This is a genomic window from Paenarthrobacter sp. NPDC058040 (genome assembly GCF_042885775.1).
Classification (GTDB): domain Bacteria; phylum Actinomycetota; class Actinomycetes; order Actinomycetales; family Micrococcaceae; genus Arthrobacter.
On record NZ_JBHVRN010000011.1, the window covers coordinates 83637 to 98881 of the forward strand.

Here is a 15245-nt window from a genome sequence, read left to right on the forward strand (position 1 = left end):
CAGCTTATGTGGCGGGATAATGAATCACATGGCCAAGACCCCAGCGCAGCGCATCAAGAAGCACGGAGCCAAAGCGGCAGTCCCGGAACACTCGCTGCCGCCCGTGATCAATCCGACAACCCAGCGGACTCCACAGAAGGCGCAGAGCAACTCACGGCTCATCGTCATCGCCGGCGTCGTGGCCAGCGTATTCCTTTTCTGGTACCTGCACCTGCTGACGCTCAACCAGATGACCCAGCTGTCCGGTGGGCTGGCCATGCCGGATTCACTCATCGGCGGCTTCTCACAGGACTACATTGCCCAACTGCGCACCGCCATGGACGACGCCGCCCGGGGCCAACTGAACTACGTCCACAAAACGGCCGGAACCCTGTTCCCGCTGATTTTCGGATTCAGCTGGCTGTTGCTGATCGGAACCAACGTGGCCCGCAAGTCATGGCGTTGGGCCATGTGGGCAGCCCCGTTGCTGTTCGCCGTGGCGCATTTGTGGTCGAACGTCGCCATCGATTCGGTGCTGGCCGCTGAAACGCCCGACGCCGGTTCGGTGGCCGTGGCCTCGGCCGTGACGGTTGCGTCGTGGGTACTTTTCCTGCTGAGCCTCTTGTGCGGTGTGGCGGCGGTGTTCCTTGGCCGCAAGGGCGCTAAGGAACGGAAGGACGCCGCCCCAGCGTCCTGACGGCTTTGCGTTCCCTGGTAACCCGGTGGGCGACAATGAGCCCCACCAGGGACAGGCCAAGGATGATCGGATAGGCCATGGTCCGTTCAATGGCGCCAGCTTCATCCACCCTTAACCGGGCGGCGAGCACGTAGATCGTCGTTCCGAGCGAGACCACCCCGAACAGCAGGACCATCCAGGACATTTGCGTGTGCCCGCGCCACACCAGGCCCAGGACCACCAAGGCGATGGGGCCTGCGATGAAGTACATTCCAGCGCCGGTCAGATGCAGCGCCAATTCCGTGTCCTCGGGAATCAGACCCACCATGGCTTGTCCGATCCCGGCGATGAGGATCAGCACGCGCACCGCCCCCGCAGCAATCCAGGGGAAGGCCTCCGCGGACCTCGTTGCCATGGCAGGCCGGATGCCGCGTTGGCCGGGCTCCGCGGCCACGGACAGTACCGCCGAGCTGACCAGCACTGCACCCAGGACCATGGCCACCCCCTGCAACACGAATGAGGCGTTCATCAGCCAGTTCAGCGGCGAACATACCTCGTAGCCGTTGAAAGGTCCGCAGTGGGCAGCGCCGAGGTCGCTGATCACGTGCTCCCGGCGGTCATAGGGCGGGTTTCCACGCCAGGCGGCCATGGCGATTGCCTCCACAACGAAATAGTGGATCAGCGTGATCGCAGCCCAACCCCCAACAAGTTCGCGTCGCCCTGCCAGGTCGGGCAGGAGCCCTCGGTCACCGCCACGCGGACCAGCCGCCGTCGTCATAGCGCCAGAATAGACCCGCCGCAGTCCGCGGCGCAGCCCCGACTTACTACCGACCCCAGCCCCGACGCTCTCTCACCAAACACCCCCTTCCCGCCAACGCTCTCTCACCGGCCGCGAGCGCGGGTGAGAGAGCATCGGGCCCAAGGGGCGCTTACGTGAGAGAGCGTCGGACCCGAAGGGGTGCTTACGTGAGAGAGCGTCAGACCCGGAATCGCCTTTCGCGGTGCACGCGCTGGGCGATCACCAGGCCCGCGGCTGCCAACCCGATGGTCACGGGGTAGGCCATGAGGCGCTCAAGAAGTCCTGGCTCAGGGACGTCCATGTGGGTGAGGCCGCCAACCACGAGCGCACCGACGCACAACGCCCCGCAGGCAGCCAGGAACCAGCTCACCGGAGTCTGCCGGAGCCACAGGATTCCCAACAGGATCAGGGCGAACCCGCCTCCGATGAAGAACATCAGGGCACCCGCGAAATGCCAGGGCGAGCCGAAGTCCTCCGGGACCAGGCCCACAAGGACCGTGCCAAGCCCCGACACTCCCGTCAGGATCCGGATGGCCACGGCAAGGATCCAGGGTTTGGCCAGCACCCGCACACCATTGCCGTGGAATCGTCGTGCCGGGACTCCGGGCCGCGCGGCAACGCACAGCAAACCGGCTGTCAGGAACAACGCCCCCAGAACAAGGGCGAGTCCTTGGACAACGAACGAGGCATTCATCAGCACATGCGCCGGGGAACAAACGTCGCGGTCCTGGTAGATCCCGCAGCTCACGGCACCAAGGTCGCTGATGTACCCCGTGGCCCTGCTGTACTGGTCCGGTCCCGCCCACGCGTCGATCACGGCGGCCTCGGCCACGAAATACTGGACGACGCTCAACTGCGCCCAACCACCGATGGCCGCACGGATGCTGCGGACGTTGGGAAGGAACGTGCCTGCCGATGCCGGTGCTGTCGCGTGCCCACTCATGTCCGCCAGCCTAACCGTGTTCTGGCACCAGCCCGGCAGCTTGTATGCTTATAGTCGTGTTCGGGCCGGACGGCTCCCGCCAGGGACCTCGACAGCCCATGAACATGCGCCCTCGTAGCTCAGTGGATAGAGCACGGCTCTCCTAAAGCCGGTGTCGTTGGTTCGATTCCAATCGAGGGCACTTGAATGACCAGCAGCCACGGATGGACTTGCGGGCCTACCTGGCCGGCGAGTGGAACGTGGAGCGGACCCTCCTTGATCGCGCCACCGGCACCCGCGGAACCTTTTCCGGCGTCGTGCGTTATACCGGGAACCGCGACGGCGGCCTGGACTACCGCGAAGACGGAACCATGCACTGGCCAACCCATTCGGGCCCGGCCTTCCGCGAGTACATCCTCAAGCCCGGCGCCAGCGAACAGAGCATGGACGTGTTCTTCCCGGACGGCCGCCCGTTTCACGTGATGAGCTTCGCGGCGGACTCAAACCAGGACAAGCACTGGTGCGATCCGGACGACTACTACGTCAACTACACCTGGCAGGGCCCGGACGCTTTCAGCTTCACGTGGGACGTCCACGGGCCGGCGAAAGACCTGCTGCTGGAATCGCAGCTCAGGAGGAACACATGAACGTGATCGTGGTCAGCGCGGTCTGCGTCTACAACCAGGCCGGCCAGCTCCTCACCGTTCGCAAGCGCGGCACGGACAAGTTCATGCACCCCGGCGGAAAGCCCGAGGTTGGCGAGACCGCAGCACAGGCAGCGTCACGGGAGCTGCTGGAGGAGGTGGGCATCGACGTGCCGCCGGCTGAGCTGGAACCCATGGGTGTGTGGCACGCCGTCGCCGCCAACGAGGAAGACACCACCATCGAAGCCACGGTCTTCACGGCACCTGGCACATGGGAAGCCCACCCGTCAGCCGAAATCGCGGAGATCAGGTGGCTGGACCTGGACGCCGAGCTGCCCGGAGACCTCGCTCCCCTCTTGACGGACCACGTCCTCCCGGCGCTCGCGTCCCCCAAGTAGGTCAGAACTCAGGGACGGCTTCGTGCGCAACCGTGGCGGCTTCAGCGAACTGGGTCCGGTAGAGCTCGGCATAGCGGCCATCGGCCGCGAGCAACTCGGTGTGCGTACCGCGTTCCACGATCCGGCCGTCCTCCACCACCAGGATTGCGTCCGCGGCCCGGATGGTGGACAAGCGGTGCGCAATAACGACGGCGGTACGTCCCGCAAGCGCTTCGCCCAGGGCTTCCTGGACGGCGGCCTCGTTGGTGGAGTCGAGCGCGGCGGTCGCCTCATCAAGAATCACGACCCGCGGTTGCTTGATCAGGAGCCGGGCGATGGTGAGGCGTTGGCGTTCGCCACCGGAGAGCCGGTACCCGCGCTCCCCAACCACCGTTTCGAGCCCGTCGGGAAGGGAACGGATCATGGGCTCCAGCCGTGCCCGCCGCAAGACGTCCCACATCTGTTCCTCGGTGGCGTCCGGCCGGGCCAACCTCAAGTTGGATGCGATGGTCTCGTGGAACAAATGACCGTCCTGGGTAACCATTCCCAAGGTGTCCCGCAAGGAATCGAAGCGGAGGTCCCGGACATCCATGCCCGTGCCGGCACCGTGCCCGCCGAGCCGTACGGTGCCTGAATCGACGTCGTAAAGCCTGGAGAGCAGCTGGGCCACGGTGGATTTGCCCGCGCCTGAGGATCCCACCAGCGCAACCGTCTGGCCGGGCTCCACACGGAAACTCACCCCGTGCAGGACTTCCTCACCACCACGGGTGTCCAGCGTGGCCACGTCTTCGAGGGAAGCAAGGGAGACCTTGTCCGCCGAGGGGTAGGAGAACCGTACGTCGTCGAATTCCACGGCAACGGGTCCAGCCGGGACAGCGGCTGCGTCCGACTTTTCGGTGATGAGCGGCTTCAGGTCCAGGATCTCGAAGACCCGTTCAAAGCTGACCAGCGCACTCATGACTTCAACGCGTGCGTTGGACAGGGCGGTCAGCGGTGCGTACAGGCGAGTGAGCAGGAGGGCCAGCACCACAACATCGCCGGGTGCCAACTGTCCTCCGATCGCCAGCCAACCTCCGAGCCCATAGACCAGGGCCAACGCCAAGGCCGAGACCAGCGTCAGCGCCGTCACGAACGTGAACTGCAGCATGGCCGTGCGGATCCCGATGTCCCGGACACGGCCGGCGCGGGCTGCGAACTCCCGGGATTCCTCGTCGGGGCGTCCGAAGAGCTTCACCAACGTGGCACCGGGCGCGGAAAAGCGCTCGGTCATTTGGGTACCCATAGCGGCGTTGTGTGCTGCGGCTTCGCGGCGAAGGTCAGCCAGTTTGGAGCCCATGCGCCGGGCCGGGACCAGGAAGATCGGCAACAAGACCATGGCCAGCACCGTCACCAGCCACGAGGTGTTGAGCATTACCGCCAAGGTCAGCGCCAAGGCAACCACATTGCTGACCACGCCGGAGAGTGTCCCGGCAAAAGCCGACTGCGCTCCGATGACGTCGTTGTTCAGGCGGCTGACCAAAGCGCCCGTCCGGGTTCGTGTGAAGAACGCGATGGGCATGCGTTGCACGTGGTCGAAGACGCGGGTACGCAGGTCCACGATCACGCCCTCGCCGATGGTCGAGGACAACCAGCGGGTCAGGAGGCCCACCCCGGCCTCGCCCACCGCCACGAGCGCGATCAGCAAGGCAAGCCAGATGATGGTTCCCGCTCCGGATTTGCCGATGATCGCATCCACCACCTGGCCGGCCAGCACCGGCGTGGCAACTGCCAGCACTGCGCCGGCGATCGAGGCGATCACGAACGCAATGAGCTTGCCCTTGTGCGGGGCAGCGAACCCAAGGACGCGTTTCAGGGTCTCCTTGGAGAACGGCTGGGAGCCGCTCTGGGCGCGGGTGAGTTTGTACAGCGAGCTCCAGGCAACGCCATCCATGCTCATGCTTGTTTCTCCTGGCCTGGTATGTGGTGCAGCTCCTGGACACGGCCGTTTTCCAGGTGCCAGCGCGAATCGAGCCTGACGTTCTCCAGCAGCCTGCGGTCGTGGGTGACCAACAGCAGGGCACCCTCATAGCTTTCCAAGGCTTCCTCGAGCTGTTCGATGGCCGGAAGGTCAAGGTGGTTGGTGGGTTCGTCCAACACCAGCAGGTTTACACCGCGGGCCTGCAGCAGCGCCAGGGCGGCCCGGGTCCGCTCCCCCGGAGACAGCGAATCCACCGTACGGGACGTGTGGTCCGCCTTAAGGCCAAACTTCGCCAGCAGCGTCCGGACGTCCGCGCTGTTCCAATCAACCAGCACCGCTTCCACAGCGTCACCCAGCGGTTTGCCGCCGTCGAGCATTCCGCGGGCCTGGTCGATTTCGCCGATGGCGACGGAGGCACCCATGGAGGCATCGCCGTCGTCCGGCGCGCGGGTGCCAAGCAAGAGCCTCAGGAGGGTGGATTTGCCGGCCCCGTTGGGTCCGGTAATGCCGATGCGTTCGCCACCGTTGAGTTGCACATTGACGGGTCCCAGCGTGAAGTCTCCCTGGCGGACGACGGCGTCGCGCAAGGTAGCGACGACGGCGCTGGAGCGGGGTGCCTGGCCGATGCTGAACTGCAGCTGCCATTCCTTCCGCGGTTCCTCCACCTCCGTGAGGCGGGCAATGCGCGACTCCATCTGTCGGACCTTCTGCGCCTGCTTCTCGGAGGACTCGGTGCTGGCGGCCCGGCGGATCTTGTCATTGTCCGGGTTCTTCTTCATTGCGTTCCGGACGCCTTGGGAGCTCCATTCGCGTTGCGTGCGCGCCCTGGCCACCAGGTCTGCCTTGGTGGAGGCGTATTCTTCGTAGCGTTCCCGAGCGTGCCGCTTCGCGACGGACCGTTCTTCCAGGAAGGACTCATATCCGCCGTCGTAGACTGCAACGGAGTTCTGCGCCAGATCCAATTCCACCACTGTGGTGACGCAACGGGCCAGGAATTCACGGTCGTGCGAGACGAGCACCACGCCGCCCCGGAGACCTTGGACGAAAGCCTCGAGACGGGCCAAACCGTCCAGGTCCAGATCGTTGGTGGGCTCGTCCAGAAGGACGACGTCGAAGCGGCTCAGCAACAGCGCGGCGAGCGCAACGCGGGCCGCCTGGCCACCGGAGAGTCCGGTCATGAGCGCCTCGGCGCCCAACTCCAGGCCGAGATCGGCAAGCACTGCTGGAACGCGCTCTTCGAGGTCCGCGGCGCCGGAGGCCATCCAGCGGTCGAAGGCCAGGGAGTAGGCGTCATCAGCTCCGGGCGCACCGGATCCGAGGGCCTCGGCCGTGGCTTCCATCTCAACGGTCGCCTGGGCGCAACCGGTCCTGCGGGCAATGTAGGCGGCGATTGTTTCGCCCGGTGTCCGCTCATGTTCCTGCGGCAACCAGCCAACGAACGCGTCGGACGGGGCCAGGCTCACGGTGCCTTCCTGCGGCTGGTCAACGCCGGCGAGGATGCGCAGCAGCGTCGATTTGCCCGCTCCGTTGGCGCCAACCACGCCCACCACGTCGCCGGGCGCCACAGTCAGGGACAGCTTCGAAAAGAGCGTTCGGTGGCCGTGACCACCGGCAAGGTCCTTGGCTACCAAGGTTGCAGTCATTCGTTTGATCCTCTCGCAGCCTGCGCATTCCGTGCAGGCATGGAAAAACCCGCCGGTCCGGACTTGGGGGGTGTACGGACCAGCGGGTTCAAGAATCAAGCATAATTCAATGTGGCGTCCGCGTAAAATCGTTTCGTACTCCCACTTCCAGCAAACTTACGAGCGAAGCTGGAGCCGCCCCCTTGAGAGATACAGAAAGTCCTCCATGCCCTTACAGTCCAAGGCGTTCCAGCGCTGGCTCCATGGCGTTGCGCCGGACGCCAGCATCGCCGACGTCTGCAGGATCTCGGGGATCAAAAGGACTACGCTCGCCCAGCAACTGGTGCGCGGCAAGGTGGCGGAGTCCACCCTGGTCAGCATCAGCCGGGCGTACGACCTCAACCCCGTCCAGGCTTTGGCTACCTTCGATCTCTACGCAGACCTCCGTGGTGACCCCGTCCCGCCGACTCCTGCGGAGCTCGTCAGCCAGATCGCGACGATCGACCTGCTGCGCGCGGTTGTGGAGCGCAGTGACCCGGGCAGCGTCCCAACCTTGGGGCTCACAGCCACGCCGCACCCCACCGCCGTGCGGAACTGGGTTGACGCGATCGACGACGGCGAGTTGCGGCACCGGGTCAGCGAAACCACGGGGATCGCTCCCCAAAACTTCTCCGCCCACCTGACGGCCAACCGGCTCCCTCCCGAACTGGCGATTGCCACCTCACGGGCGGCCGGCGTCGGACCGGCGGGCGGGCTGATCGCCGGTGGGCTGATCACGGAAAACGAAGCAGGCTGGACGCCGCACGGACGCCAGGACGCCTTGGACAGGATGACGCTGGGCGAACTGGTGACACTGTCCGGTGAGCGTCTCCAGGCCCTGGGCAAGACCCTGCGCCGGCAAGAACAAGACCACGAACGAACTGAACGAATTTGGGAGAACCTCGGATGACGGCTGTCCTGCCCTGGGCAACGCTGATTATTTGCCTGGCCATTACTGTGGCGCGCATCCCCAGTGCGCTGCGCGGGGAGAACCGCGTGGTCTTCTACATTTTTGCCCTGATGACCATGGACATCCTGCTCAGCATCGAAGGGCCTTACCTGGCCATCGACGCCGTGCTCGGGGGAATGAACCTGACCAACCTGATCCTGCGCTTCCTGCTGTATGGAACATTCCTGCTGATGGGCATCAAGATCGCCACGGGTTTTGGCTCCAGATCCGCCGTACGCGCCATCCGGGGCCCGTGGGGCCTCACCGTGCTCGCGATCGTCGCGGCGCTGACGGCTTTCTTCTTCTTCATCACCGACACCCGGGGTTCCACCGTGGGCATGACGGGGTTGACGTGGGGACCGTCCATGGAGGCGTACGCGGCCCTTGGCCGGTTCTACCCCGGCTTTGTTTCGGCCTGCCTGCTCCCTGCCATCTGGCGGACCGTCACGGGGCGTTTTCCCACGTTGTTGCGCGCCGCCTCGGCTTTGCTGTTCGTTGGCCTGACCCTGCTCCTGGTCTCCCAACTCTTCCCGTTGATTCCACTGGTCCACCTCTGGTTGCGGTCCCTGATCAACTATTCGGCAGTCCTGGCGACGGCCATTGGGCTGGCCGGAATATGGTTCTCGAAAGCGTATGCCAGGCGCAAAGCACGTCGCACAGCGTAAGACTTTCACAAAAGCATTAGATCGTGGCACAATCATGAATGTGTGAATGAGGCTTGCAGCCTGACAGCGGAATCAGAGAACGGGTTTCCGGTGGATGTGGCGCCCTCATGATCACAATTGGGGGGATGAGTGGTGGCGGGCTGTTGGGGACCGCCCCCACTCAGCCTTTTTAACGGCACTTTTGCGGCCTCGCCCGCGTCGGCGCAATGAGCCAGACAGGGGCCGTGGCTAAGATGGCTTTCATGACCAGTCTCCGTTCCCGTCGCTCTGTCCTGGCCGCTACCATGGCTTCTGTGGCCCTCGCCCTCTCCGCCTGCGGCGGTGGCGGATCCACTCCGTCCCAGTCGGGTGGCGATACGTCCCTCTCCGATGTGAAGTCCAAGGGTGAACTGGTCATCGCCACCGAGGGCACCTACCGTCCCTTCAGCTTCCACGCCAACGGCGCGGGCGAACTGACCGGGTACGACGTCGAAATCGCCAAGGCAGTGGCGGAGAAGCTTGGAGTGAAGGCAACGTTCCAGGAGACGCAGTTCGATGGCATTTTCGCCGGACTCGACGCGAAGCGCTTCGACACGATCGCCAACCAGATCTCCATCAACGAGGACCGCAAGGCCAAGTACGACTTCTCCAGCCCGTACACCATCTCCACGGGCGTCGTCGTAACCAAGTCGGACAACTCGAGCATCAACAGCTTCGCGGACCTCAAGGGCAAGACCACGGCCCAGTCCCTCACCAGCAACTTCTACAAGATGGCCGTGGACGCCGGCGCCAACGTGCAGGCAGTCGAGGGCTGGGCCCAGGCGGCAACGTTGGTCCAGCAGGGCCGCGTGGACGCCACAGTCAATGACAAGCTCACGTACTTGGACTACGCCAAGACCACGCCGGACTCCGGACTCAAGGTGGCCGCCGAGGCCCCGGACAAGACCGAGAGCGCCTTCGTCTTCCGCAAGGGTTCCACTGAACTGACCAAGGCCGTGGACAAGGCCCTTGCCGACCTGCAGGCTGACGGCACCCTGGCAAAGATCTCGGACAAGTACTTCGGCGCGGACGTCTCCAAGTAGATGAACTGGGACCTCGTCTGGAGTTCCTTCGGGCCCATCATCACGGGGGCCGTCACGGGCACCATTCCCCTGACCCTGCTGTCCTTCGCTTTCGGTTTGGTGCTGGCCCTCGTGGTGGCATTGATGCGGCTCAGTCCGAATTGGCTGCTCTCGGGCATCGGACGCTTCTACGTGTCCGTCATCCGCGGCACTCCCCTCTTGGTCCAGTTGTTCGTGATCTTCTACGGCCTCCCCAGCATGGGGGTGAAGCTTGATCCCTGGCCCAGCGCCATCATCGCGTTCTCGCTCAACGTGGGCGGCTACGCGGCCGAGATCATCCGTGCGGCCATTCTGTCCGTACCCAAGGGCCAATGGGAGGCCGGGCACACCATCGGCATGTCCAGCAGGCAAACCCTGGTTCGGATCATCCTCCCCCAGGCCGCCCGGGTGTCCGTCCCGCCGCTGTCCAACACCTTCATTTCGTTGGTGAAGGACACCTCGCTCGCTTCGCTGATCCTGGTCACCGAACTGTTCCGCAACGCCCAGCAGATCGCCGCATTCAGCCAGGAATTCATGGTCCTGTATCTGCAGGCGGCCTTGGTCTACTGGGTGATCTGCCTTGTCCTTTCCACGGCACAGTCCGCCGTGGAACGGAGATTGGACCGCTATGTCGCCCACTGAGACTCCGCACCCCCGTCCGGTTCCGGTCCTGACGGCCCGAAACCTTGCCAAAGCCTTCGGCAGCAACGTGGTGCTGCGCGACATCGACATCGACATCCGCCGCGGCCAGGTGGTTGCCCTGATCGGTCCGTCCGGTTCGGGCAAAACCACCGTCCTCCGCTCGCTCAACGGATTGGAAATTCCCGACGCCGGCACGGTCGCCTTCGGGGACGACGGCGCCGAGGGCGGCCTCTCCATCGACTTCAGCACCAAGGTGGGCAAGAAGGACATCGCCGCGCTGCGGGACCGCAGCGCCATGGTTTTCCAGCACTACAACCTGTTCCCCCACATGACCGTGCTGAAGAACATCATCGAGGGCCCCGTGCAGGTCCAGAAACGTCCCCGCGCCGAGGCCATCGCAGACGCGGAGCGGCTGCTGGACCGGGTTGGCCTGGCCGACAAGCGCGATGCCTACCCCTTTGAACTCTCCGGTGGCCAGCAGCAACGTGTCGGCATCGTCCGCGCGCTGGCGCTCAAGCCGCAGCTGTTGCTCTTCGACGAGCCCACCTCGGCGCTCGATCCCGAGCTGGTGGGCGACGTCCTGGGCGTCATCAAGGAGCTCGCCGAAGAAGGCTGGACCATGGTGATCGTGACGCACGAGCTGGCTTTCGCCCAGCATGTCGCCGACGAAGTCATCTTCATGGACGGCGGAGTGGTGGTGGAACGCGGTCCCGCAGCCGAAGTGCTCCGGGCGCCCCGGCAGGAACGCACCAAGCTCTTCGTGAAGCGGCTCCAACACGACGTTTAGGCTGACGCCAGGGCGGCCGGCCCTGGCGTCACGCGTTACGCCTCGCGCGAGAACCGCAGCGTCACCAGCTGGAACGGCCGGAGCGTCAACTCGGCCGCGCTCGGCGAACATTCCACGCCACGTGCTTCAACGGGCCGCTCAAGCAGGTCCGTTGCCACTGCGCCGACCGATTCGAAGTTGGCCAACACCGTGCCCTTCGACCGTTGCCCCAGGGATTCGTACAGCCGCACGATCACATCGCCGGAGCCGTCCTCGGCAAGCTTCACGGCTTCCACCACGATCGCCGGGTTGGACACCGCCACCAGCGGTTCCACTGCATCTTTGCCGCGGACGAATCGCGGCTTGAGGTTTGTCCGGTACCCCTCTTCCACGGCATCGGCGATCCCGGCGCCGGGCCTGATGGAAACATCCAGGGTGTGCTGGCCACGATCTGCCTCGGGGTCCGGGAACTTTGCCGAGCGCAGCAGCGAGGTGCGGACCGTCGTCGTCGTTCCACCGTCTTCGCGCACGGCCCGGGTGACATCGTGCCCGTAGCTTGAAGAATTGCTGACAGCCACTCCGTACCCGGGCTCTGCAACGTGGATCCACCGGTGGGCACAGATCTCGAATTTGGCAGCATCCCACGATGTATTGGTATGGGTGGGCCGGAAGACGTGGCCAAACTGCGTCTCAGAGGCCGATTGGTCCGCCCGTACGTCCAGCGGGAAGGCGATCTTCAGCATCTTTTCGCGTTCCTGCCAATCCACCTCGGTGGAGATGCCCAGCGACTCCGCACCGGCATCCAAGGTGACGCGCTGGGTGATGGTCGATGCGCCAACGGCCCGTTTAACTACGACGACGGCGCCGCTCGCCGTGCGCTCCAGGGCGATGCTTTCGACGTCGGTCAGCCGGGTAACGTTGCGCCGGTAGAACTCCTCGATGTCCCAGGCGTCCCACTCGTTCGGGGTGTCCCGGAAAAGCTCCAGGAGGTTGCCCGCCTGGCCGGGTGCAATGGCGTCCCGACCACTGGCGTGGTCGATGAGTGAGGTCAGCAGGCCACTGGCGTCGAGGACGGCGCGGACCACGCCGTTATCCAGGACATAGCCACCGGACTCCTCCGTCGCCTCCACCACGGCCTCCGGGCGGATGGATTCCGCCACGCCCAGCGCCGGCACCCCGTGCCGCTTGTGGGGTGCCGCGTTGAGCAGGAACTCCGTGTCACCCTGGCCCACCAGTGCCCGTGCAGCTTCGGCGATGAAGGCTTCAAGATCCCGGGCGATCGCCTCATAGTTGCGTTCTGCATCCTGGTGGACCCAGGCGATGGAGCTGCCCGGCAGGATGTCGTGGAACTGCTGGAGAAGTACCAGTTGCCAGAGCCGCTTGAGCTCCGCCGCCGGGTAAGGGTGGCCCACACGGACAGCGGCCGTGGAGCACCACAGCTCAGCCTCCCGCAGGAGGTGTTCGCTGCGTCGGTTCCCTTTCTTGGTCTTGGCCTGGCTGGTGTAGGTTCCCCGGTGCATCTCCAGGTACATCTCGCCCACCCAGACGGGGAGGTTGGTGTACTCCGCTTCGGCCTTGGTGAAAAAGTCCTTGGGGGTGCCCATCCGCACCTTGGGCGAACCTTCCAGGTCTGCCGTGCGGTGCGCGGCCGCCACCATTTCGCGCGTCGGCCCACCACCGCCGTCGCCATAGCCGAACGGCACCAGGGACATGGTTCCCCGGCCGTGATCGCGGTAGTTGCGCTCTGCATGGGCGAGCTCCCGGCCGTGCAGCTCCGCGTTGTAGGTATCCACGGGCGGGAAGTGCGTGAAGAGCCGGGTTCCGTCGATTCCCTCCCACGTGAAGGTGTGGTGCGGCATCCTGTTGACCTTGTTCCAGGAAATCTTCTGCGTCAGGAACCACCGGGACCCGGCGGACTTCACGATCTGCGGCAAGGCCCCGGAGTAACCGAAGGAATCAGGCAGCCAGGCTTCCTCGCATTCAACATCGAACTCGCGCCTGAAGAAGCTCTTGCCTTCCACGAACTGCCGGGCCATGGCCTCACCGCCGGGCATGTTGGTGTCCGATTCCACCCACATGCCGCCTACCGGAACGAATTGGCCGGCTTTGACCTTCTCCCGGATGCGGACAAAGAGCTCCGGGAAGTACTCCTTGATCCACGCCATCTGCTGGGCCGAAGAGCAGGAGAAAACGAAGTCGGGGTCCTCATCCATGAGAGCAACCACGTTGGAAAAGGTTCGGGCACACTTGCGGATGGTTTCCCGGACCGGCCACAGCCACGCGGAATCGATGTGGGCGTGGCCAGTGGCCAGCAGCTCGTGGGCCGAGGCGTACGCGGGGCGCTTCAAGACTTCTGCGAGCACGGCCCGGCCCTCGGCGGCGGTTCCGGCGATGTCGTCCGGATCCATGACATCCAGCATGAGCTCCAGGGCCCGCAGGATCTCGTGGCGGCGGGGCAGCTCCATGGGAAGTTCATGCATGAGGCCGGTGAGGGTCCAGACATCCTGGTTCAACTCCCAGACGGCCTCGTTGAGTTCGGCGATGGCGATGCGGCCCAGCCGGTAACGGGGTGCATCACCGGAGGTGGCCTTGTCTCCCAACGGAGTCGGAGCGAAGGACCACCCTTGCGCGACATCCGGGTTGGCGGCGGCTTCAACATAGAAGTCCACGGACAGCCCGCCACCCAGAAGTTTGAGGGGGACGTGATAGTTGCGCGGCGAGATTGCCTTGATGATGCTTCCGTCAGCGCGCCAAGCGGTCCCTTCGCACTGGAATCCCGGGGCGTCGCTGTTGAAGCCAAGGTCCACGATGATCTCCACCGTGGTGTCCTCGGAGACACCCCAGCCCTCGGGAACCTCGCCCTGGAGCCGGAGCCACTTGGTGCTCCATGCTCTGCCCCACGCCGCACCGGGCTCCTGGGGCGTGAACATCTGGCGCAGCGCTTCAGCGGCCGGGACAGGTTCGCCCGGCGCATCCCAGCTGCTCAGTTCAAGGGGCACGGACCTGCCATAAATGGCCGGAAGAAGGCGTTCCCGAACGAATCGATCGAGACGCTGTTCAGTGATCCGACGGTCGTCGTGCAATTAAATCCCCTTTGGCATGAGCTGGGCGGCGGGACTGGTTGGCGGCGGGACTGGACCCGTCAAAGAGGTGACGTTCCGGGCCCACCGGCGATTCCATTCGATGGATAAAATCTACGTTGTTCCAGCGCAATAGCCAAGTGATGGGAGTCTATCCCTGATGGGCCAGGCCTCCTGCTGCGGGAATGGCTGCGTCCTGGAGAATGCGCTCAACTCCCGCGTACACGTTGATGCTGTGGCCGCGGCTGAATCCTGCCAACGTGACTCCCGTTTCCGCTGCCAGTTCCACGGCAAGGCTCGAAGGTGCGCTGACGGCGGACAGCACGGGGATGCCGGCCATGGCTGCCTTTTGCACGAGCTCGAAGGATGCCCGTCCGGAAACCTGCAGGACCGTGCCTTGGAGGGGCAGCTTGCCGGCCCGCAAGGCCCAGCCGATGACCTTGTCCACCGCGTTGTGGCGACCCACATCTTCCCGCAGGCAGAGCAGCTCGGAGGTGCCGTCGTCGTGAATCCGGAAAAGTCCGGCAGCATGCACCCCGCCCGTCTTGGCAAAAACCGCCTGGGCTTCCCTGAGCCTGTCCGGAAGGGCCGCCAATGACTGCACCGGCACAGTCACGGGATCTTCCTTGGGGCTGTGGTGCGAGGACTTGCGGACGGCCTCGATCGAGTCCGTGCCGCAAATGCCGCACGAACTTGAGGTGTACACGTTGCGGCCCGTCTCAGGACGTTCGACGTCGGGACGCAACTGGGCGTCCACCACGTTGAACGTTTGGACGCCGTCCTCGTCCTCCCCCGCACAGAAGCGCTCCGAGACCAACTGCCCGGGCTCCCAGATGACGCCTTCGGAGACCAGGAACCCGGCCACGAGGTCAAAGTCGTCGCCTGGAGTCCGCATGGTCACCGAGAAGGACATCTCCCCCAGCCGGATTTCCAGCGGCTCCTCCACGGCAAGGACATCCTCCTTGTACCGGACGGGATGCTCCAGGGCCTGGGGTGATCCGTCCAGGACGAACTTGTGCAGTTTGCGGCGTTGGGTAACGCGTCCCATG

At 64.7% G+C, this 15245-nt stretch carries 14 protein-coding genes and 1 tRNA gene; 9 read left to right on the forward strand and 6 right to left on the reverse strand.

Annotated elements, in window-relative coordinates:
• The first annotated feature begins 28 nt into the window (after positions 1-28).
• Positions 29-676: a hypothetical protein gene (locus tag ACFVSJ_RS16375; RefSeq protein WP_387437987.1), complete on the forward strand. Its 648-nt coding sequence runs from the start codon at positions 29-31 to the stop codon at positions 674-676.
• On the opposite strand, the gene ACFVSJ_RS16380 is transcribed toward ACFVSJ_RS16375, so the two are convergent.
• Together ACFVSJ_RS16380 and ACFVSJ_RS16385 are read right to left on the reverse strand one after the other, a co-directional pair.
• On the reverse strand, positions 642-1433 hold the full coding sequence (locus ACFVSJ_RS16380; protein ID WP_387437988.1) for a DUF998 domain-containing protein: 792 nt from the start codon (positions 1431-1433) through the stop codon (positions 642-644). The genes ACFVSJ_RS16375 and ACFVSJ_RS16380 overlap by 35 nt on opposite strands.
• Before the next feature lie 199 nt (positions 1434-1632).
• A complete protein-coding gene (locus ACFVSJ_RS16385) occupies positions 1633-2397 on the reverse strand; it encodes a DUF998 domain-containing protein (RefSeq protein ID WP_387437989.1) in 765 nt (254 codons plus the stop codon).
• Positions 2398-2505: 108 nt separating this feature from the next.
• On the opposite strand from ACFVSJ_RS16385, the gene ACFVSJ_RS16390 reads away from it, so the two are divergent.
• From ACFVSJ_RS16390 to ACFVSJ_RS16400, 3 genes are all read left to right on the forward strand, one after another.
• Positions 2506-2578: transfer RNA gene (locus ACFVSJ_RS16390), tRNA-Arg, on the forward strand.
• 1 nt (position 2579) lies between these two features.
• Positions 2580-3023, forward strand: a complete 444-nt coding sequence (locus ACFVSJ_RS16395) for a DUF6314 family protein (protein ID WP_387437991.1) — start codon at positions 2580-2582, stop codon at positions 3021-3023.
• A complete protein-coding gene (locus tag ACFVSJ_RS16400; RefSeq protein ID WP_387437993.1) occupies positions 3020-3418 on the forward strand; it encodes an NUDIX domain-containing protein in 399 nt (132 codons plus the stop codon). The genes ACFVSJ_RS16395 and ACFVSJ_RS16400 overlap by 4 nt, the downstream gene beginning before the upstream one ends.
• A gap of 1 nt (position 3419) precedes the next feature.
• Here the strand turns inward: ACFVSJ_RS16400 and ACFVSJ_RS16405 are convergent, their stop codons facing one another.
• Together ACFVSJ_RS16405 and ACFVSJ_RS16410 are read right to left on the reverse strand one after the other, a co-directional pair.
• Positions 3420-5333, reverse strand: coding sequence for an ABC transporter ATP-binding protein (locus ACFVSJ_RS16405; protein WP_387437994.1), 1914 nt, complete (start codon positions 5331-5333; stop codon positions 3420-3422).
• A complete protein-coding gene (locus ACFVSJ_RS16410) occupies positions 5330-6997 on the reverse strand; it encodes an ABC-F family ATP-binding cassette domain-containing protein (protein ID WP_387437996.1) in 1668 nt (555 codons plus the stop codon). Before ACFVSJ_RS16410 ends, ACFVSJ_RS16405 begins: the two co-directional genes overlap by 4 nt.
• A gap of 205 nt (positions 6998-7202) precedes the next feature.
• Here ACFVSJ_RS16410 and ACFVSJ_RS16415 point away from each other — a divergent pair, with 205 nt between their 5' ends.
• The 5 genes from ACFVSJ_RS16415 (at position 7203) to ACFVSJ_RS16435 (ending at position 11137) form a co-directional block, all read left to right on the forward strand.
• Positions 7203-7925: a hypothetical protein gene (locus ACFVSJ_RS16415; RefSeq protein ID WP_387437998.1), complete on the forward strand. Its 723-nt coding sequence runs from the start codon at positions 7203-7205 to the stop codon at positions 7923-7925.
• Complete coding sequence (locus ACFVSJ_RS16420; RefSeq protein ID WP_387437999.1) at positions 7922-8629, forward strand: hypothetical protein; 708 nt, start codon at positions 7922-7924, stop codon at positions 8627-8629. Before ACFVSJ_RS16415 ends, ACFVSJ_RS16420 begins: the two co-directional genes overlap by 4 nt.
• Positions 8630-8871: 242 nt before the next feature.
• On the forward strand, positions 8872-9690 hold the full coding sequence (locus ACFVSJ_RS16425) for an amino acid ABC transporter substrate-binding protein (protein ID WP_387438000.1): 819 nt from the start codon (positions 8872-8874) through the stop codon (positions 9688-9690).
• Entirely contained in the window at positions 9691-10350 is a 660-nt protein-coding gene (locus tag ACFVSJ_RS16430; RefSeq protein ID WP_387438002.1) for an amino acid ABC transporter permease, read from the forward strand.
• On the forward strand, positions 10337-11137 hold the full coding sequence (locus ACFVSJ_RS16435) for an amino acid ABC transporter ATP-binding protein (protein ID WP_387438004.1): 801 nt from the start codon (positions 10337-10339) through the stop codon (positions 11135-11137). The genes ACFVSJ_RS16430 and ACFVSJ_RS16435 overlap by 14 nt, the downstream gene beginning before the upstream one ends.
• Before the next feature lie 35 nt (positions 11138-11172).
• Here the strand turns inward: ACFVSJ_RS16435 and ACFVSJ_RS16440 are convergent, their stop codons facing one another.
• Positions 11173-14199: an alpha-mannosidase gene (locus tag ACFVSJ_RS16440; RefSeq protein ID WP_387438006.1), complete on the reverse strand. Its 3027-nt coding sequence runs from the start codon at positions 14197-14199 to the stop codon at positions 11173-11175.
• Between the two features lie 148 nt (positions 14200-14347).
• Complete coding sequence (gene fdhD, locus ACFVSJ_RS16445; protein ID WP_387438007.1) at positions 14348-15244, reverse strand: formate dehydrogenase accessory sulfurtransferase FdhD; 897 nt, start codon at positions 15242-15244, stop codon at positions 14348-14350.
• Between the last annotated feature and the right edge of the window lies 1 nt (position 15245).

Excerpts from the sequence above, each read along its gene's own strand:
- ACFVSJ_RS16375 (WP_387437987.1), top strand. The coding sequence starts at position 29 with ATGGCCAAGACCCCAGCGCAGCGCATCAAGAAGCACGGAGCCAAAGCG.
- ACFVSJ_RS16380 (WP_387437988.1), bottom strand. The coding sequence starts at position 1,433 with ATGACGACGGCGGCTGGTCCGCGTGGCGGTGACCGAGGGCTCCTGCCC.
- ACFVSJ_RS16385 (WP_387437989.1), bottom strand. The coding sequence starts at position 2,397 with ATGAGTGGGCACGCGACAGCACCGGCATCGGCAGGCACGTTCCTTCCC.
- ACFVSJ_RS16400 (WP_387437993.1), top strand. The coding sequence starts at position 3,020 with ATGAACGTGATCGTGGTCAGCGCGGTCTGCGTCTACAACCAGGCCGGC.
- ACFVSJ_RS16405 (WP_387437994.1), bottom strand. The coding sequence starts at position 5,333 with ATGAGCATGGATGGCGTTGCCTGGAGCTCGCTGTACAAACTCACCCGC.
- ACFVSJ_RS16410 (WP_387437996.1), bottom strand. The coding sequence starts at position 6,997 with ATGACTGCAACCTTGGTAGCCAAGGACCTTGCCGGTGGTCACGGCCAC.
- ACFVSJ_RS16415 (WP_387437998.1), top strand. The coding sequence starts at position 7,203 with ATGCCCTTACAGTCCAAGGCGTTCCAGCGCTGGCTCCATGGCGTTGCG.
- ACFVSJ_RS16420 (WP_387437999.1), top strand. The coding sequence starts at position 7,922 with ATGACGGCTGTCCTGCCCTGGGCAACGCTGATTATTTGCCTGGCCATT.
- ACFVSJ_RS16425 (WP_387438000.1), top strand. The coding sequence starts at position 8,872 with ATGACCAGTCTCCGTTCCCGTCGCTCTGTCCTGGCCGCTACCATGGCT.
- ACFVSJ_RS16430 (WP_387438002.1), top strand. The coding sequence starts at position 9,691 with ATGAACTGGGACCTCGTCTGGAGTTCCTTCGGGCCCATCATCACGGGG.
- ACFVSJ_RS16435 (WP_387438004.1), top strand. The coding sequence starts at position 10,337 with ATGTCGCCCACTGAGACTCCGCACCCCCGTCCGGTTCCGGTCCTGACG.
- fdhD (WP_387438007.1), bottom strand. The coding sequence starts at position 15,244 with ATGGGACGCGTTACCCAACGCCGCAAACTGCACAAGTTCGTCCTGGAC.